The sequence below is a fragment of the Pantoea sp. SJZ147 genome, assembly GCF_007828605.1.
Classification (GTDB): Bacteria; Pseudomonadota; Gammaproteobacteria; order Enterobacterales; family Enterobacteriaceae; genus Pantoea; species Pantoea allii.
In genome coordinates this window covers 186,341-203,788 of sequence record NZ_VIVB01000002.1, presented here as the reverse complement: position 1 = coordinate 203,788, position 17,448 = coordinate 186,341, and the positions used below count along the sequence as shown (strand labels likewise).

The window sequence follows — 17,448 nt, the reverse complement described above, 5'->3', positions numbered from 1 at the left end:
CCGAGAGATTTAATTACATTAACATTTTAAATTTCGCACAGCATTTAATCTATAGATTAATGGTTTTATTTAACATCAACGCCGTTACCGCACGACCTAAAACGGCTGACTAACGGCTTATGCCCACCCTTTCTGTGCTTTTCTGGCCGGGATGGCTTATTTGGGCGCACGTTTTTACAAGGATTTATCTCAGATCCCGTGCCGGATTCGATAAGAGCCGTGCAACGTTTTTTAGACAAGGCTGACTGACCCGGCGAAAGGCACCTTTTGTCCGCCGCATTGAGTGCCGTTGAGTGCACTCAGCCTCAGAAGGGACAGGTTAAGGATAGCCAGCAGGAAAGAGGCAGAACGCGCCTGACAGACGATCGTCAGTAAAAAAAACAGGACGGGTCACGTCCTGTTTAAGCAGAGCAGAGAGCAGGCCGGGGATCAGGCAGAAAGACCGCCATCCAGAATGAGGGTTTGACCGGTCATATAGGTGCTGTCGTCACTGACCAGCCAGGCGACGGCACCCGCCACTTCATCCACTTTGCCAAAGCGTTTCAGCGGAATAGTTTTTCGCAGTTCCGCCCGTTTGGCGTTGGGGATGGTGGCCATAATCTGGGTGTCAATATAGCCGGGCAACAGACTGTTGACCCGCACCCCAAAGCGACCCAGTTCCACCGCTAAGGTGCGCGCCAGCCCAATCATCGCGGCTTTGCTTGCCGCATAGGCGCTTTGCCCGCTGTTGCCTTTCACGCCGGTCACCGACGACATCAGCACCACCGAGCCTGTCCCCTGCATCATCATGGGTTCGAGCAGATGATGATTCCAGTAGAAAAGAGTATTCAGGTTGGTGTCCATCACCTTACGCCAGTTCGCCGGGGTTTGATGAATGTGCAGGGCATCAAGGGTAATGCCGGCATTGTGGACCAACGCATAGGGCGCGCCGTAACGCGCCAGCAGATCGGTCGCCAGCCGGGTTACCGCCTGCTCATCCCCGCCGTCACATTGATAACCTTCCACCCTGCCGGGCAACGCCTTGCAGGCAAGCTCCACCTCGCGCGCTGCGCTTTCATCCTTGCACCAGGTGAACACCACATTCCACTGTTTTGCCAGCCGCAATACCGTCGCACGGCCAATCCCACGGCTTCCACCGGTAACTAAGATCCATTGATTACGCATGGCTTACTGGCTTTTTTCGCTGAGGTACTCGCACAACTCGCTCAGCGTCATGTTGACGTTACTGGCGAACATTTCGGCCTCAATCGTGACGCCAAACTCTCGCTTCGCCAGCACCATCAGTTCCACATAATCCAGACTGTCGAGTTTCAGCAGATACAGCGGCATGTCCGGCCGGAGACTGGTCATCTCCAGATCTTTTGCATCACACAGCATCTCGCATACCTTGGTGTAAACTTCATCAAATTGAGCCATTTTTTATTCCTTTAGTTCAATGATTTACTTATGTTCAGATCGAATTTTTAGTTAGTGTTCAGAGGTGTTGTTATTCAGCCAGCGGCCCGGTTTTCAACGTCACCGTGACGGTCATCAGCGGCTCATTGATGCGCCATGCCTGAATGCCCGTCACTAACACCAGGCCGGCCGCTTTTTCGCCCATGACCAGCGTCGGCTGGATGGCATAATGCAAGGGTTCACATTGCAGCGCGTTTCCCGCCGTCTGGAGCAGCCACGGCGAAAAATGGGTCTGATGATGGGTCTGCACCACCTGTACCCGGCTGAATATGTCCCCCAGGCAGGTCGCGTGATGATCGGGCAGAAGACGGTGTACGGTGTCGAGCGTTTCCGGGGCGTTCACCAGTTGACGAAATAGCACGGCATCGAAAAAGCTCCATAACGGGATAGGGAGATTTTCCACCGCCTGAAACTGGCGATACAGCGCCGCCAGCGCTGCCCCACGCAGGGTCTTCGCCTGGCTGACCGGCGATAACGCCAGCGGTTTCGCCTCGGTCAGCTTGCTGCTGATGCTGCTCTGCAGGGTATAGCTGTTAACCAGGTTGCCGCTGATCTGTACCCGGTCACCGGTGTGCGTTTCGTTTAACGACAGCTGATAGGGAACGGTGCACAGCACGGGATCGCGCAGCCGACTGGAGAACAGCAGACCGTCCGACCACAATGTGTGTTTTTCCAGCGCCTGGCTGAGCCCGGCCTTCACATCCAGCAGCGCGCGCATACCGTGGACGCATAATCCGTCCAGGCCGAGACGTCTCGCCTCGGCGGCATCAAAATGAATCGGATTGCGGTCTCCGGAAAACGCGGCCCAGCGCTCCGCGTCACGCAGCGTATAACGCACCGACATGCTTTATTCCCCCCGACCGATAACCAGCGCCGCGTTCGCGCCGCCAAAGCCGAAACTCAGGTTGAGCGTTGTGTTCAACGCCGCCGGACGGTGTTTATTGGGCACATAGTCCAGATCGCACTGCGGATCGGGCGCATCGAGATGGCAGGTGGCGGGGATAATCTGATGCTGCAAGGCCTGCAGGCAGATAATGGATTCAAAGCTGCCTGCGGCCGCGATCAGATGACCGCTATAGGATTTGGTACTGGAACAGGGCGTGGCATAAGCCGCCGCTTCACCCAGCGCCATTTTGAGTGCCTCGGTTTCGTTGAGATCGTTAAGCGGCGTGGAGGTGCCGTGCGCATTAATGTAATCCAGTGCGCTGGCGTCAATACCGGCCTGGTTCAGCGCGCCGCGAATGGTCTGAACCCGGGCAATTTTGTCGTCAGCCGGTGCGGTAAAATCGAAGGCGTCCGAGTAATTGCCGTAGCCGAGAATTTCGCCCAGTATGGTCGCACCGCGCGCTATGGCAGATTCCCGCGCTTCCAGGCACAGCACCGCCGCCCCTTCGCTCAGGACAAAGCCGTTGCGATGCTGGCTAAACGGGCAGCAGGCGCGGGTTAACGCCGTTTGCTCACTGGCCAGCGCCCCCAGCACATCAATATTCCATACCGCCGAATCCGAGCGCAGCGACTCGCCTGCGCCTGCCAGCATCATGTTGGCGCGCCCCTGGCGGATCAGCTCAAAGGCATCGCCCACGGCGATGGTGCCGGTCGCACAGGCGGCTACCGGCGTGTTCTGGTATCCCCGAAGCGCCCACAACAGACTGACGGCCGCCGTGGCGGCGTTGGGCATGGAGAAGAAACAGCCAAACGGCGATCCTACGCCGGTGCGCAGGAAGTCCTCATAATGCAACTGGGTTTCGTCCTGCCCCGCCCAGCCGGTGCCCATGATGACACCGCAATCGCGCAGATCGTAGTGCTGTCCGGGCTTTTCATCACCAAAAGCCATCTGCATGGCTTCCCGCGCGGCGGCCAGGGTAAGCCGCGCGAAACGCGGCAGGCGGCGGCGGATCGCGGCAGGAACGCCGTTGAGTGAAGGTTCTTCATCGATCAGCCCGTAAAAACGGGATTTGATCCCTGCGGCAGACTTGTCGCAATAGCGATAGCCGGGTTTGTAGTCCATGATGGCCGCCCAGCTTTCAGCGGCATTCATCCCCAATGGCGTGACCGCACCATAACCGGTGACCACCACCCGACGTGGCGCGTTCGCCGCCTGTAAACTGTCCATTTGCATGATTCATCCTTAGTGATTCACTGTGTCGTCTTCCCCGCCGCCCAGCGCCAGCCAGAGCTTCATCGTGGAATAGAGGTAGTTGTATTGCGTGTTCAGCAGCGCGTTTTCGCTGTCCAGCAGCGTATTCTGCGCATCCAGCAGCGTTTGATAGGCCACGGCACCGTGGCGATACTGGCTTTCCACCAGCGTCAGCCTTTGCTGGCTCAGCGCGAGGTTATCCCGCTGCCGCTGTTTTTCCTGCTGCCAGGTCAGGCGCTGTGACATCGCGTTGTCGATGTCCTGTAACGCGCTGTAGGCGGTTTTCTGGAACTGGATGGCCGCGCTTTGCACCTCCAGATCGGACTGTGCAATCGTCAGTCGCACCTTATTCCACTGGATAAAGGGCAGATCGAGCGCCGATCCGAGCGTTCGGGCAGGATTGCTGAACCACTGCCGGAACACCGACGCCCCGGCATTCAGGGAGGCATTGAGCGTCAGCGTGGGATAAAAATTCAGCCGTGCCACGTCCGAACCGGCCAGCGCCGCGCGCAGGTTCAGCTCGGCGGCCCGCACATCCGGCCGTTTGGCTATCGTCTCCAGCGGCAGGCGCTGCGCCACCGGCACAGACTGTTCGCTGTTCAGCGAACGGCGCTCCGCCGGATATTGCCCCGGCGGACGACTCAGTAAAATCGCAAGGGCGTTACGGCTCTCTTCGCGCTGCTGACTGAGATCGTGCAGGCTGTTTTCCCGGTTCAGCACCGTTTGTTGCGCCTGCAGATAATCAAGCTGGCCGAGATCCCCGGCTTTCCAGCGCGACGTCACCCGCAGCAGCGTATCCCGGGCAATGTCCAGACTGCGCTGCAGGTTACCGATTTGCTGATTCAGACTGGCTATCTGCCAGTAGAGCTGGGACACCGTGCCGATCAACGTCAGGGCGGTGGCACGCAAATCCTGTTCTGAGGCTTTGGCCTGCCAGTCCGACTGCTCACGCGTGCGCGCCAGTTTCCCCCACAGATCCAGTTCATACGCCGCCGTCAGCGTGTTGCTGTAATTTTCCACGGACGCCGTATCACGCCGTAAATTCTTACTGTTGCTGGCGCTGGCGCTGACCGAAAAATCAGGCGTCAGCGTGAGATCGGACAGGCCCGCCGCCAGCCGTGCCTGCTTAAGCTTGATGCCCGCCAGGGCTAAATCGTGATTACTTTGCAGCGCGGCGACGATAAGCCGCGACAGCTGCGGATCGCCAAAGTTGTCCCACCAGTGCGGGGTGAATGTCGCCACGCCTTCGCCGGTATCCTGTACGCGCCAGGCGTCAGGCACCGAGAGCAGGGGCCGCTGATAGTCGCTTTTCAGTGCCTGGCCGCAGCCGGTCAGCATCAGCGCCATCAGCGCCGTGGAGAATTGCGTCAGCCTGTTCATTCGCGTGCCAGCGCCTCGGTCGGGTGCAGCCGGGCGGCGTTGCGCGCCGGGAAAAAGCCAAAGCCCAGCCCGATCAGCGCGGAAAACCCGCAGGCCAGAAGGATGGGCGGCCAGGTGAAAATCATGCGGAACTCCTGGGTAACCTGAGAAAAAATCAGCCCCGCGATGCCCGATCCGACAATGCCTGTCAGGCCGCCAAGCGTACAAATCACCATCGCTTCAATCAGGAACTGGCGCATGATGTCCACCGGACGCGCCCCGACAGAGAGACGAATGCCGATCTCATGGGTGCGCTCCGTCACGGATACCAGCATGATGTTCATCACGCCCACGCCGCCCACCAGCAGCGAGATCCCGGCAATCGCCGTGATCAGCAGCGTCATGGATTCGGAGGTTTTGCGGATCGTCTTCGTCAGTTGATCGTTGGTCAGGGTGAAGAAATCGCGTTTGCCATGCGCCGAGTCCAGCCGTTGCTCAATCTGCTGCTGCGCCGTTTCAATCGGATAACCGTCAGCAATGCGCAGGGTAATGGACTGCAGCGGTGTATCACCCGACATGCGTTCAAGCAGCGAGGTATAAGGTATCCAGGCACCTGGCTGCTCACCGACAGACTTCGGCCCGTGTTTATCCGCCACGCCAATGACCCGGAACGGCACCCCGCCAAGCTGGATAATTTCGCCCAGCGGTTCCTGCCCGTCGGCAAACAGCGTGCTGCGCACGTTGGGATCGATGATGATCACCGGCTCACGATCGTCGAGGTCACGTGGGGTAAAACGGTTGCCGGCAACAAAATGCAGGCCCTGCACGCGGAAGAAACCGTTACTCACGCCCAGCAGCGATACCAGCACCTGTTTCCCCCCACGGATCGCCCGCACGGTTTTGCTCACCACCGGCGACAGGCTGTCGGTAAAGGGCTGTTTGCCCAGCAGCGCCACGTCTTCCAGCGTCAGCGACCGCTCAAAATCCGGGCGCGGCTGATCCCAGCCCAGACCGGGCTGGATTTCGATGGTGCTGGTGCCCAACTGGCTTATCTGGCTCAGAATGTTTTGCCGCGCGCCCTCGCCCACCGCCATCGAGGACACCACAGAGGCGATGCCGATAATGATGCCGAGCATGGAAAGAAACGCGCGGATGCGATGCCCCAGCAGCGAGCGCCATGCCATGCGCAGCGCTTCTTTGATGCTTTGCCAGACGGTGGTGCGTCCGGTCGCGGCAACCGTGGGTAATCCCTGTGGCTGGCCCTGTTGGCTCGCCGGGTTGGCATGGTCGGCGACGATCTGGCCGTCGTGGATTTCCACAATGCGCTGACACTGCGCGGCGATGCTGCGGTCGTGCGTCACGATAATGAGCGTATGACCGGCCTGGTGCAGACCATGCAGAATGCCCATCAATGCCTGACCGCTGGCGCTGTCGAGTGCGCCGGTGGGTTCATCCGCCAGAATCACCGGCGCGCCGTTCATCAGGGCGCGCGCGATACTGACGCGCTGCTGCTGACCACCGGAAAGCTGCGCTGGCCGGTAGTGCATGCGCTGCCCCAGCCCCAGGCGCTCCAGCAGGTATTCGGCACGCGACTGACGCGCCGAAACGGGCATGTCGGTATACAGCGCCGGGATCGTGACGTTCTCGATGGCGGTCAGATAAGGCATCAGGTGATAGCGCTGAAAAATAAACCCCAGATACTGACTGCGCAGTTGTGCCAGCTCGTCACTCGTCGCGACCTGAGTGGACACATTCATAATGCGCATCTCGCCTTCCGAGGGTTTATCCAGGCACCCCAGAATATTCATCAACGTGGACTTACCGGAGCCGGATGCGCCGACAATCGCCAGCATTTCACCGGCGTGCACTCGCAGGGAAATGTCCTTCAGCACCGTCACCGCCGCGTTGCCCGTCCCAAAACGACGGGAGATATGAGAGAGTTCAATCACCGGCGCGCTAGCCATTGGCGGCCCCTGCGGTGTTTTGCGTGACCACACGTTCGCCTTCACGCAGGCCCTCTTTCACTTCAATAAACTGCCGGTCGTTAATCCCCACGCGCACCAGCCGCTGTTCGGTTGTCTCCCCTTTCACGACCTGCACAGCGTAGCGGCCATCACCCTGCGGCTGACCCAGCGCCATCACCGGCAGGCGTAATGCGTTTTTGGCTTGTTCGGTGACGATAAAGACCTGTGCCGTCATGGAAGTGCGCAGCCGGTGGTCGGGATTCGGCACGCTAAACACGCCGTTGTAATACACGGCGGAAGACTGCTGAGGCTGACCGCGCAGGCTGTTATCCTGTAAGGCCTCGTCAGGCGCATCCTGCAACGCGCCCATCACGCTGTGATAGCGATGATGCGGGTCCGCGACCACGTAGAACGACAGCGGCTGGCCGGGATGGACTTTCAGGATGTCGGTTTCTGAAATACGGGTTTGCACCGTCATGGTGTCCACGTTCGCCAGCACCAGGATCGTCGGCGCGGTTTGCGAGGAGACCACGGTCTGGCCCTCTTTGGTGACGATCCCCAGCACCTGACCGTCCATCGGTGCCAGAATGCGCGTATAGCCCAGGTTGGCTTTCGCCGTTTCCAGCGCCATCTGCGCCTGCACGATCTGCGCTTCATTCACTTTGATCTGTGCCTTCTGGGTATCCACTCTGGCCTGCGCCTGCTCCAGGTTGCTTTTGGTGCCTGATCCTTCACGATCCATCTGCCGCTGGCGTTTCAGCTCCTGCTGGTACTGGGTTAAGGTAAATAACGACGCCTGTTTCTGCGCCATCGCACTGTCCAGCTCGGCCTCGGATTTACGCAGTTCGCTCTGTTGCAGTGTTGGATCAATTTCCGCCAGCAACTGCCCTTTGGTGACCCGATCGCCGGCACGTACATAGAGCTTTTTTAACTGACCGTTGACCTGTGCGCCCACGTTGACCTGCACAGAGGGTTTAAGAATGCCGGTGGCCAGCACGGTTTTTTCAATATCACCGCGATCGATAACCTGCGAGACCTGCGGCACAACGCGGTCAGACAACATGCTGTGCAGCACCCAGGCACCGCCCGCCAGCAGAATAAGCAGCAGTGCGACCAGCAGAAAAACGGGTTTAGAGAATTTTGCGGTCAGCACGGGACGTTTTTTTATCACGGCACTCACGCCGGTTCCCCCTGAGGCAGTCTGCCCGTCTCCGCCGCGTCCTGAACTTCTTGCATCTGTTCATTTCTCAGCACGCAGATGCGGTCAAACAGCGGTAGTGCCGTTTCACTGTGCGTCACGGCGATCAGCGTTTTGCCGTATTCACGGCAGTGGTCGATCAGGGTTTGCATCACCTGCAGCGCGGTCTGTTCGTCAAGGTTGGCGGTGGGTTCGTCCAGCACCATCACCGGACAGTCGCTGTACATGGCACGCGCCAGCATCAGCCGCTGACGCTGCCCCAGCGACAGGGCGGGATGGCTTTCGCGGATCAGCGCGTTTTGTTTTCCCGGCAGGCTGTCAATCACCCCGGTGAGCTTCAGCCCGCGCAGGGACGCATCAATGCGCAGCTGTTTTTGCGCGTCGTGATGACGATCGAACAGCGTGATATTTTGCAGGACGCTGGTGTTGAACAGGATGTCCCCCTGGCTTTGCAGGAAGAACAGCTTCTGCGCCTGACGGGGGCTTACCGGCTCGCCATCCACCAGGATTTCGCCGGACTGGGGCGCGATAAGCCCGGTGATCACTTTCAGCAGCGTACTTTTACCGGCCCCGGACTCGCCGACAATCGCCAGTGTTTCCCCCCGGCATAACGCCAGAGACACGTTGCTGAGCACCGGCTTGCCCGGCTCGTAGGCAAACTGCAGCGCACGGTAATCGAGCCGCTGGGTGAAGTGGACGGGCGGTACGAGCGCCCCGGCGTCCTCGTCTTTTTCTGCCTGCGGAAACAGATCGGCAGCGCGCGTATCAATGACGTGCAGCTGGTTCTTCTGCAACACCGAGAAGAAAATCTGGGTGATGTAGGCGGTAAAAATCTGGCGCACAAAGCTGTAGGCGAAGAACTCCCCCAGCGAGATGTGGTTGTCTTTCAGCAGCGGTAAGGCCAGCAGCATGAAAAACACCATCTCCAGGCTGCCAATCAGCTGATACAGGCTGCTCTTGACCTGTTCGTAAACCTTCTGCTTCTGCCTGACGTCAAACAGGGACGCGGCAAAGCCAGCAAACGCCGTCTGGCGCTGGGCGCTTAAGCCCGCCGATTTCAGCGTGGCGAAACCCTGGATAGATTCCAGCAGAAAGTCACTTTGCTCCGCGCTTTTCACCTGCACCTGCTGGGTGTAATAGCGATCGCGAAAAATCGCCCAGACGCTGACCAGGCCCATTAAGGTCACGCCCACGGCGGAGATTGTGGCAAGCAGCGGGCTGATGTAACACATCACCGCCAGCGCAATCACGCCCACGATCCAGTCTGTGCGCAGACTGTTATCCAGCTCGATTTTCTGGGCCGCCGCCATCTGCCAGTTGGCGAAGCGACTGTAGATCTCACCCGGACTGCGTTTTTCAAAGTACGCGAGCGTATTGCTCAGCAGGCTGGCGAACCCCCTGACGCTTTGCATCACCACAAACCGTTTGATAAAGCGCTCGGTGACGCTGCGCACGACAAAGGCCAGCAGGGTTGATACCACAAACGCCAGCAGGTAGTAGAAGTACGGGAAATCGCGTTCACCGCCGGAGGAGAACACATTGTTGATGGCCGAACTGACCATCACCGGCATGATAAACAGCGTCAGCGACACCAGAAACGCCAGCAGCATCAGGCGGTAAATGCCCGGAATCCCCGCTGTCTGTTTCAGGCTCATGCAGTCCAGCGCGCGGAAGCGCCGCGTACGCTTGTGGGCTGCCACGGCGGGCTTTTCGCCGATGGCGTCTTTATCCAGCACCAGCGCATAGCCGCTGATTTCGGAGCGCAGCGCGGCGATGGGTAACAATTGCTCGCCAATCGCCGGGTTCATCACGTACACATAGCTGCCCTGGCGGTAGGCCAGCAGGACATAATGGCTGGCACCGTAGTGCAAAATGGCCGGTAACGGCAGCTCTGCCAGCTCATCCAGGTCGAAAGCCACCGGATACGCCGGAATCCCCAGGTCGGACAGGATGGTGCACAGGGTTGACAGTGCGGTGCCGTGGGCCGACGCCGGATACTGTTCGCGCAGCATGTCCAGCGGCACATCCATTCCCTGGGTTTCCGCCAGCATAGCAATACAGGCCAATGCACATTCATTGGTTTCCGCCTGATAAACGATTTTTGGAATACTATTTTCCATAATTTAACCCCTAAAACGCCCTGTTCTTTTCTCTTGTGATGGCTGTTTAGTCATTAATAAAAAACAGTGAGTGGGAATGCCACAGCATCCAGTCAGTCGAATAATCCCGAATGCTTTGCTCGATAATGCGCGGCATATCATCCTTGAGTTTTCTGGCTGCTAACGGATCGTGCACCTTTATTTTTAATCCGTTATCAAAATAAAGATGATAAAACACCACCTGCGCGGACATCATTCTGGCCAACCGGATAATTCCGCTGTGTAAACTGGCCGGACGATCAAATAAACGGCAAGGTAATTTCTCTGCTTTGTCTTTACTGGCAAACTGGGTGAAGTCCGGCGTAATGTCGGGGAATAAAATAATATTGCGTTTATTCTCCGCCGCCGCCATCACTGAGGTCATTAAGTTTCCGGCAATATTTTTATTATCTTCATGAATCGAACAATAGGTGAGATCTAACCCACCCAGCCGCCGCTCGGCTTCGGAATGCGCATCCGCACTGCGGGAGGTGATCACCGTGGCTTTCCCCGGATAGGCCGCCGCGCCCACCATCGTGGTCAGGATGTCCGAGACCATGTGCAGCGGGGCCAGAAGCACCGGCTGCCCTGCGCGCTGGAGCGGCTCCACCACATCGTTAAGCTGTGCCGAACAGGCCGCCAGCTCGCGCAACAACCGGCGATTCTGTCCGTAGGTCACTGCCTCAATCAGCAACTTTCGCCGCTGGGTCAGCCAGATATAATCAAATTTTTTATTATCCTGCAGCAGACACTGACGGTTAGCTTCCGCCACCGCTGCGCGCCATTTCACATCACGCGGGATTAATTTTAAAAAACGCCTGACGTGGGCAAACGCAAAAATAATACGGTAATGAAAACACCGAAATAATAAACAATGCGCCCTGTAGCCAGCCAGCTGGAACTTATACGCCAGCCACTGACTTCTGGCGGTGAGGTTCCGCCAGAACAGCGCGCACCACAGGGCATAAAATTTCATTATTACTCCGGTGCCTTACCTGTTTCTAAAATAGAGAGCAGTTTGTCAGAGAAGGCCGGGAAATCACGATCCTGAATCGCCATCCATTTTTTCGCGACAATAAAGGTCGGCGTGGCGTTGATATCGTAATACTGCGAAACGCGCGTCATATAATCCAGACGCGCTTTCACGTCGGCAGACTGACTGACTTTGTGATATTCCGCGACGTTAATCTTATTTTTTTCCAGCCACGCGTCACGCTGAGTCGCATCACTTAAATCAATCTTGTCTTTCATCACCGCATCATAGGCGCTCTGGCGATGGGCTTCTTCAATCCCCATGACTTCCAGCGTGGCGAACACCGGGGCATAGCGCGCCAGCCCGGCCTGGCTGTCCAGGCTGAGATGTAAACGCACCAGCTTTTTACCTGGCGGCATCCGTTTTTCCAGCTCGTCTACGTTCTTTTCGTTGATCTCACAATAATGGCAGCCGTAAGAGAAGATCTCGATAATATCGTCGCCGTCGGCAATCGGGCTTTTATCCAGTTTCTCGGTAGAAAGCGAGGTCAGCACCTGCTGTTCTGCACTGCTGGTTTGATTTAACACGAAGATATGGAACCAGGCGGTGGTAATCACTGCTGAAATAACCGCAACAAAGACGGTATAGGCCAGCACGTAAGAAATTCTGTTTTTCATGGCGGGCTTCGATCCTGAATACAACAATAAGGCACATTCAGTATTTATCAGGAAGGCGTTGTATATAATACACAACGCCTTTAAGAATAAATATTACTGAAATTTACTCTTATTTAGTGATAAAGAGCGATATCTTAGCCTGCGTTTCCGCAGTTGATGATAGCGGCTGGGGTGAAAGTTTTCGTCACCACACCATTTTTATCGGTACAGGTTTTTACTGCGTTACATACCGTGGCGTCGCCCACCAGGTTCAGCTCAAAGCTGTTTACACACGTTGTTGTTCCACCGACAACTGAGCTTGCTTCAGACATATTGATTTTTTTCATCTGTGATTTCCTTATTTTATTATTACGATTAAGTAATATGAGCATGATATCAGATGGCATATTTCATGATATGCCATGCCAGGGTGATCGAGGGAATTGCCTCCCTGGCATACCGTAATGATCGTCTTACATAAACATGTTACAGAACGTCATTATCGGACACGGCGCATTCTAGTGGCGGTTTTTTAATTAGGCAATACACTTAAAACGCCGCATGTTAATTAAAAAGAGTTATTGTGTTATTAAGGCCATCAGATCTTTCTTATATAAGAGACTGCCTTATTCCGAAGGCTGACTTTATTTCCCTTTCTGACACCGATTTTATTTTTATCTTCGCGGGATATTTCTGAGAAAAAAACAGGCTGAATGGATCGTAAATAAAGATTTTTTTTTAAAATTTTTTTGATGTGGGTGGAGATGGAGTGGGTTTTGGGTGAGTGAGGGGCGCACTGGGCATGTCGCACAGAACGAAAAGCCAGGGAAAAGCGCTGGTCGCGTGAAGGAGATGAGGCGTTAACGCTCAGGGCTGTGTTCACGAGCAAAACCCCTCCCTGTCTCATGGGTTGCGTTCTGCGCGGACCTAGGTGATCCGCTCAGGGTGGACAGGCTGCAAGCGTTACCTTGAGGCACGGCGTTTATTTTCAGTAAACCTGTGGCTGGCAGCCATGTCTGAACACAGGACAGGCTGGTTAACTGGCTTATGCTGAGGAGCGTGTGCCAAACTTTAGGTTGGGTGGCCCTGTGGATGCTCTGCTGCGCAGGTATCGGGCCATGCCTCATAAAATCTCTGCGCATCCTTCTCGCTCTAATTGTATAATAGACCGCCTATTGGTGATGAAGGTGTTAATCGATATGAAAGTAAGCGAAGTATTGAAAGCATCGACAACAGATGATCTCAGAAAATTTGGCTCCTACTTCGAGCTTAAGAACAGTTTTGAACAAGAACTGAATAATAAGCTCGAGGTTAATGGCTGGGATTCCTTCTTCATTAAAATTAAAAAGCTTAAGAACATTGTCTCTTCAAACAAAGAGGCATTAGAGTCTGCCTATAATAAAGAAGACTTTAAGCAATCAAAACAAGAAGTGTCGGACATTCTGACAATCAATGTCAAAGCCAAAAGCTGGACTGAACTGAAGCAAAAAGTTGATTCATTCATTTTTGTTTTTTGTTCAAGCGTTTTTGATCCTTACACGCATTACGAGCAAACAAAATTAAAAAAATTCAAAGGTAGCTCAAAGCTGGAAGGTATCGACATTGATATTTCAAATGGAAAACCATCGCTGGAAAGTGTCCTGAAAAAATACAGGAGGTAATGCTTATGGATAAGTATGATGCCGCTAATGACCATTACTGCTATCCGGGTAGCGCTGTATTAAAAAACAAGCTCAATATCGAAGAGACCGATGTGCTTGAAAAGGCTGAAAGAGAGATCACTGCGATAACAGTGAACGACATCGTGTTCAGCCAGCCACCCTACAACCTGGCTTATATGTGCCAGCTTCACAGACAGCTATTTCTGTAAACGCAGCACACATCCTTCAATGACGCGTCTTTATGACAGGGAAATGTGTAGGTTCTGGTTACGCGACAGAAAACGCCCCCTTCCCTGACACCGGCTCAAATCGCGTGTTTTAACAGCCTGCCCTACCTCAACCACGCATGAAACTGCCTTGAACTACCTGGATTTTCATATGCCTGTGAGATGGCGAAGAGGGAAGCTGGATACAGGTCGAAAATCGATGAACTTCTCTGAAATGAGCGAGATCATTCTGCGTGCCTTTTCGCAGTTTTCTCTTTTCACGCTCGATGCGTTCCCGCCTCCCTGATTAAATCATCAGGTAATTTAGCGCGATACGAATGTGGGGCAACACATCCGCATCGCTGATCACAATCACTATTGAAGAAGGAATAGTAATCATGACTGCCATCGATTGTATTTCAGGCCACCACGAAGCTAAAGAGACAAACTACACCCAGCGCTATGCGACCGTGGGTTATGTGACCCGCACTCCAGATTACCGCCGCATTCCGGCGATTACGCTTAAAGGCTGTTGGTTGAAAACAGCGGGTTTTCCCATTGGTGTGCAACTGGATGTGAAAGTGACCTGGGGCCGGATCATTATCAGCTTTAAGCCCAGGGACGTGATCAACGGGACGCGGGTGAGATCGATTGAAGAACTGGCGTCACTGCCTGTGCATATGAGAAAACGGGTGATGAAGGCGATTGGGTTGACTGACTGGTAAGGATTGATGGGCTTGCCCCTGCGGAGGTGGGGGCGAGTGGGGTTTGTTATGTTGTAAGCAGATGCAGGGTTGCTATGACGAAAGCCGATTTAGCGAAGATGGGCGCTGCCCGTGTAAAACGCATGATTGATCGCGAGGGCAAGCCCTGCGCCATTGAAAAAGAGCCGGTAAGCGCGGTGGAATATGCTTTCTACCGCGATGTCGCTCCCCTTCTCGGCCAGCATGGCGTACTGACGCCCGCTGTGAAGTCAGCCTGCCCCGAACAACGAAAGCTCATACTTGAATATATCCCTCAGCCTATCCAACAGGACGCTGTTACTGGCAATGATTTCCTGTCCGTTCTGGCGCGATTACATTCTGTTCCATCTGATTCCTCATGGACGTTTAGCAAACATCAGTGGACCGAAGCAGCGCTGGAAGAGTGCCTGATTCTTCTGTGCCTGCCGGTTCAAACAGAACGGCGTTTTCGGGCAATGCAGGCGCACAGCAATGTGCTTTTTGAACCGCACTGTGTGATATCCGGTGATACCAATGCAGGCAACTGGGGAAAGAGAGAGAATGGCGAGCTGGTGCTGTTTGACTGGGAGCGGTTTGGGCTGGGTAGCCCGGCGACAGATTTAGCGCCTTTGGTGAAAGGCATGGGCTTAGAAGAAGAGTATCGGGCGATAGCGCAACGCTATTGTCAGTTTATGGGCAGATTCGATGCTGATGTGCTGGCGAAAGAAATGGCGATTGCCAAAGCGTGGATTGTGAATGAGGTGGTGCTGATATTGGGTGAGAGAAGGAAGCCGGAATTGGAGCAGTATTTGGCATGGTACAGGAAGGTGCTGCCTGAGTGGCTGGAAAGCTTAAGATTAACGATTAACCCAAGGTTACTTTAATGGAACTCCTCAAAAATGGGGTAAACAGAGTTTCTAAAACATATAACGCTGTACCCGAAATTGTATGAGGAAATATGAGAAGCACTATTAACAGGTATAGTTAATTTCTTTTCATTAAATTTAGCGAGAAGGCGTTGCTATGCGCGGCGGGGTGCATCTAAAAGCTAACAAAGCTTTCTCACGTAACAACGAGAATCGTATGGGCACCGGATAAGCATTACCTGGCGTTCACGTCAAGAAAGCGAATCACTTACCTTTTGTCTTAATAAGCTCAGGAAATTGGCTGGCGTGGTATCCCATAATTGGGCCGAAAATTCATTGCCATAACGGCGTTCAAAATCCTCTTCGAAGTTGTCACATTGCTGGATAAACTGATCAATATCCCCTATCAAGCCATGTCGTGTAGCGGGCGGTGTATCTGCAATCCATGCGTCTATTTGCGCATCAACGCTCTCACCACTTCCAAACAAATCATAATCTTGCCCAAAATAGACTGCAATCAGGCTGTCCAGAACATGTACATTAATATTTTTCATAATTAGACCATTGGATAAGCGGTAAGGATGAAATAAGGTTTACCGTGCCAATATTCAAATTTAAGCACTATACGAACCTTATAACAGGCTTTTGCTTCAGTGGACCCTCTGGACACTGAAATTCCAGTCTGTCTGGCAAAGCTTCCATCCAGCACTCTTGTTCCTTTTGTTCCTGGTGGTATGTTTTTCACCCAAGTTGAAATCATATTTTTGTTATCTCTTAATATTTTAGAGATAAGAACCTCAGCATCAAGCGTGCTTTTGAAACTGCTCGAGGAGGTTAAACGTGGTGATTTCTCAAGCCTTTCAAGCAACTCTTCCGCCGTTTTGCCGACATGTCTTTCAATCGCGTGGCCAGCGGCATTATTTCCAAGAGGTGACTCATGCTCAGCAAGCTTGATGCGGCCGCTACGTATTGCGATTACACGCTGAGCGCCTATGGCAAATGAAAAGGCCAGGGGGATAGCCAAATCAACCGTAAAGCCCACCTTCATTGCTGTGTTTTTATCAGCACCAAGATTTTGGGCCAATGATACTGCTGCGTTATAGGTATCAGTATTTGTGCTTCTACCGGTCCAGATCTGTCGGGTTGAGGCTTGCACAGTATCAAGTCCGTGAGTACCCACAACGACGCATCCGGCTTTAGTTAACATAGTAGGTTCAGGAACAACGCACATTGCACCTGCACCAAAAAGCTCGACAATACCACCTGCAAGCCCTAAACCGCCATATAGCCGATTACTTAGCGTTTCCCCTTCACTGACGCTTTTATCAGACAATAATGCTGCCATCTGTACTGGGGAGAGGACTAGTCTTACGCCGTCTTCATTATCCAAAGCTCAAACCTCTTTAATGGTTTTCAACAGGGCTGCGTTCCATTATATCGATTTCGGTGTATAGTGAAAGTTAATAGTCATTCCTCCATTTAATGATTACTAATAGCTGAAGTGCACCAAGGTGGTTTTTTCTTCTAAAAATAGAAAATGTTATACTGTGCAGCTAAAATTTTAATATAAACTCGCGAGCAATTAATCACCGAGTATCAAATCTTTAACTTCTGGAAGAAACTAAATAATTATTAAAATCACTGCCAGTTTAATAACTCTTTGCTAAAAAATTTAAAAAGATATTATTTCCCTTTACTTCTAAGTATGGCTCATCCATGGACACAGGAGAATGTAAGAGCCGGTATATTCCTAACTCTAAATTTTTTAATTTATCTTACCCCTATGATTTTCATCTGCCATACCATACTTGTCCGTAAGCAACTCACTTCAATTTTCCTTACTACATTTCACCTGCAACTCATCTAGGATTCTAGGCGAGACTACCTAAGTAATAAATAGTCATGCATGTCTTATAAGTTTAAAAATAGATAGAATCTCTGTTGTGAATCTCCACCTTCATGAATTAAGAAAATTTAAGCTACGCATAAAATAATCTAAAACAATAATACATTAAGACATTAAGACATTAAGACATTAAGACATTAAGACATTAAGACATTAAGACATTAAGACATTAAGACATTAAGACATTAAGACATTAAGACATTAAGA

17 protein-coding genes are annotated in these 17,448 nt (G+C 53.3%); 4 read left to right on the top strand and 13 right to left on the bottom strand.

The window, feature by feature from the left end:
* Positions 1–429: 429 nt before the first annotated feature.
* The 11 genes from FBY13_RS03670 to FBY13_RS03620 form a co-directional block, all read right to left on the bottom strand.
* A complete protein-coding gene (locus FBY13_RS03670) occupies positions 430–1,164 on the bottom strand; it encodes an SDR family NAD(P)-dependent oxidoreductase (RefSeq protein WP_063878246.1) in 735 nt (244 codons plus the stop codon).
* A 3-nt stretch (positions 1,165–1,167) separates the two neighbouring features.
* Positions 1,168–1,416, bottom strand: coding sequence for an acyl carrier protein (locus tag FBY13_RS03665; RefSeq protein ID WP_063878245.1), 249 nt, complete (start codon positions 1,414–1,416; stop codon positions 1,168–1,170).
* Between the two features lie 70 nt (positions 1,417–1,486).
* Positions 1,487–2,299 (bottom strand): MaoC/PaaZ C-terminal domain-containing protein, encoded by an 813-nt coding sequence (locus FBY13_RS03660; RefSeq protein ID WP_145393493.1) that lies wholly within the window; start codon positions 2,297–2,299, stop codon positions 1,487–1,489.
* Between the two features lie 3 nt (positions 2,300–2,302).
* Positions 2,303–3,568 carry a beta-ketoacyl synthase gene (locus FBY13_RS03655; RefSeq protein WP_063881093.1) on the bottom strand — a complete coding sequence of 422 codons (1,266 nt, stop codon included), beginning with the start codon at positions 3,566–3,568 and terminating at the stop codon, positions 2,303–2,305.
* A 15-nt stretch (positions 3,569–3,583) separates the two neighbouring features.
* Positions 3,584–4,972 carry an efflux transporter outer membrane subunit gene (locus FBY13_RS03650; RefSeq protein WP_145393492.1) on the bottom strand — a complete coding sequence of 463 codons (1,389 nt, stop codon included), beginning with the start codon at positions 4,970–4,972 and terminating at the stop codon, positions 3,584–3,586.
* Positions 4,969–6,915, bottom strand: a complete 1,947-nt coding sequence (locus FBY13_RS03645; protein ID WP_109716651.1) for an ABC transporter permease — start codon at positions 6,913–6,915, stop codon at positions 4,969–4,971. Before FBY13_RS03645 ends, FBY13_RS03650 begins: the two co-directional genes overlap by 4 nt.
* Positions 6,908–7,978: an efflux RND transporter periplasmic adaptor subunit gene (locus FBY13_RS03640; RefSeq protein ID WP_186440786.1), complete on the bottom strand. Its 1,071-nt coding sequence runs from the start codon at positions 7,976–7,978 to the stop codon at positions 6,908–6,910. The genes FBY13_RS03645 and FBY13_RS03640 overlap by 8 nt, the downstream gene beginning before the upstream one ends.
* A 113-nt stretch (positions 7,979–8,091) precedes the next feature.
* Complete coding sequence (locus tag FBY13_RS03635; protein ID WP_145393491.1) at positions 8,092–10,233, bottom strand: peptidase domain-containing ABC transporter; 2,142 nt, start codon at positions 10,231–10,233, stop codon at positions 8,092–8,094.
* A 46-nt stretch (positions 10,234–10,279) separates the two neighbouring features.
* Positions 10,280–11,227 carry an ABC transporter gene (locus tag FBY13_RS03630; RefSeq protein WP_145393489.1) on the bottom strand — a complete coding sequence of 316 codons (948 nt, stop codon included), beginning with the start codon at positions 11,225–11,227 and terminating at the stop codon, positions 10,280–10,282.
* 2 nt (positions 11,228–11,229) lie between these two features.
* Positions 11,230–11,901 (bottom strand): DsbA family protein, encoded by a 672-nt coding sequence (locus FBY13_RS03625; protein WP_145393488.1) that lies wholly within the window; start codon positions 11,899–11,901, stop codon positions 11,230–11,232.
* A 134-nt stretch (positions 11,902–12,035) separates the two neighbouring features.
* Complete coding sequence (locus FBY13_RS03620; RefSeq protein WP_145393487.1) at positions 12,036–12,227, bottom strand: DUF4762 family protein; 192 nt, start codon at positions 12,225–12,227, stop codon at positions 12,036–12,038.
* 714 nt (positions 12,228–12,941) lie between these two features.
* Between FBY13_RS03620 and FBY13_RS03615 the strand changes: the two genes are divergently transcribed.
* The 4 genes from FBY13_RS03615 (at position 12,942) to FBY13_RS03600 (ending at position 15,353) form a co-directional block, all read left to right on the top strand.
* A complete protein-coding gene (locus FBY13_RS03615) occupies positions 12,942–13,541 on the top strand; it encodes a hypothetical protein (RefSeq protein ID WP_145393486.1) in 600 nt (199 codons plus the stop codon).
* A 5-nt stretch (positions 13,542–13,546) separates the two neighbouring features.
* Positions 13,547–13,750 carry a hypothetical protein gene (locus FBY13_RS03610; protein ID WP_145393485.1) on the top strand — a complete coding sequence of 68 codons (204 nt, stop codon included), beginning with the start codon at positions 13,547–13,549 and terminating at the stop codon, positions 13,748–13,750.
* A 395-nt stretch (positions 13,751–14,145) separates the two neighbouring features.
* The gene (locus FBY13_RS03605; RefSeq protein ID WP_063878236.1) at positions 14,146–14,472 is read left to right on the top strand and encodes a SymE family type I addiction module toxin; all 327 of its coding nucleotides are present in this window, start codon (positions 14,146–14,148) and stop codon (positions 14,470–14,472) included.
* A 74-nt stretch (positions 14,473–14,546) separates the two neighbouring features.
* Positions 14,547–15,353, top strand: a complete 807-nt coding sequence (locus FBY13_RS03600) for a phosphotransferase (protein ID WP_145393484.1) — start codon at positions 14,547–14,549, stop codon at positions 15,351–15,353.
* A 233-nt stretch (positions 15,354–15,586) separates the two neighbouring features.
* Here FBY13_RS03600 and FBY13_RS03595 read toward each other — a convergent pair whose 3' ends face one another.
* Both FBY13_RS03595 and FBY13_RS03590 read right to left on the bottom strand, forming a co-directional pair.
* Entirely contained in the window at positions 15,587–15,889 is a 303-nt protein-coding gene (locus FBY13_RS03595) for a contact-dependent growth inhibition system immunity protein (protein ID WP_145393483.1), read from the bottom strand.
* A 2-nt stretch (positions 15,890–15,891) separates the two neighbouring features.
* Entirely contained in the window at positions 15,892–16,725 is an 834-nt protein-coding gene (locus FBY13_RS03590; RefSeq protein ID WP_145393482.1) for an RNase A-like domain-containing protein, read from the bottom strand.
* Positions 16,726–17,448: the final 723 nt, after the last annotated feature.

Excerpts from the sequence above, each read along its gene's own strand:
- FBY13_RS03655 (WP_063881093.1), bottom strand. The coding sequence starts at position 3,568 with ATGGACAGTTTACAGGCGGCGAACGCGCCACGTCGGGTGGTGGTCACC.
- FBY13_RS03595 (WP_145393483.1), bottom strand. The coding sequence starts at position 15,889 with ATGAAAAATATTAATGTACATGTTCTGGACAGCCTGATTGCAGTCTAT.
- FBY13_RS03640 (WP_186440786.1), bottom strand. The coding sequence starts at position 7,978 with ATGTTGTCTGACCGCGTTGTGCCGCAGGTCTCGCAGGTTATCGATCGC.
- FBY13_RS03660 (WP_145393493.1), bottom strand. The coding sequence starts at position 2,299 with ATGTCGGTGCGTTATACGCTGCGTGACGCGGAGCGCTGGGCCGCGTTT.
- FBY13_RS03670 (WP_063878246.1), bottom strand. The coding sequence starts at position 1,164 with ATGCGTAATCAATGGATCTTAGTTACCGGTGGAAGCCGTGGGATTGGC.
- FBY13_RS03645 (WP_109716651.1), bottom strand. The coding sequence starts at position 6,915 with ATGGCTAGCGCGCCGGTGATTGAACTCTCTCATATCTCCCGTCGTTTT.
- FBY13_RS03620 (WP_145393487.1), bottom strand. The coding sequence starts at position 12,227 with ATGAAAAAAATCAATATGTCTGAAGCAAGCTCAGTTGTCGGTGGAACA.
- FBY13_RS03605 (WP_063878236.1), top strand. The coding sequence starts at position 14,146 with ATGACTGCCATCGATTGTATTTCAGGCCACCACGAAGCTAAAGAGACA.
- FBY13_RS03665 (WP_063878245.1), bottom strand. The coding sequence starts at position 1,416 with ATGGCTCAATTTGATGAAGTTTACACCAAGGTATGCGAGATGCTGTGT.
- FBY13_RS03635 (WP_145393491.1), bottom strand. The coding sequence starts at position 10,233 with ATGGAAAATAGTATTCCAAAAATCGTTTATCAGGCGGAAACCAATGAA.
- FBY13_RS03650 (WP_145393492.1), bottom strand. The coding sequence starts at position 4,972 with ATGAACAGGCTGACGCAATTCTCCACGGCGCTGATGGCGCTGATGCTG.
- FBY13_RS03610 (WP_145393485.1), top strand. The coding sequence starts at position 13,547 with ATGGATAAGTATGATGCCGCTAATGACCATTACTGCTATCCGGGTAGC.
- FBY13_RS03625 (WP_145393488.1), bottom strand. The coding sequence starts at position 11,901 with ATGAAAAACAGAATTTCTTACGTGCTGGCCTATACCGTCTTTGTTGCG.
- FBY13_RS03600 (WP_145393484.1), top strand. The coding sequence starts at position 14,547 with ATGACGAAAGCCGATTTAGCGAAGATGGGCGCTGCCCGTGTAAAACGC.
- FBY13_RS03630 (WP_145393489.1), bottom strand. The coding sequence starts at position 11,227 with ATGAAATTTTATGCCCTGTGGTGCGCGCTGTTCTGGCGGAACCTCACC.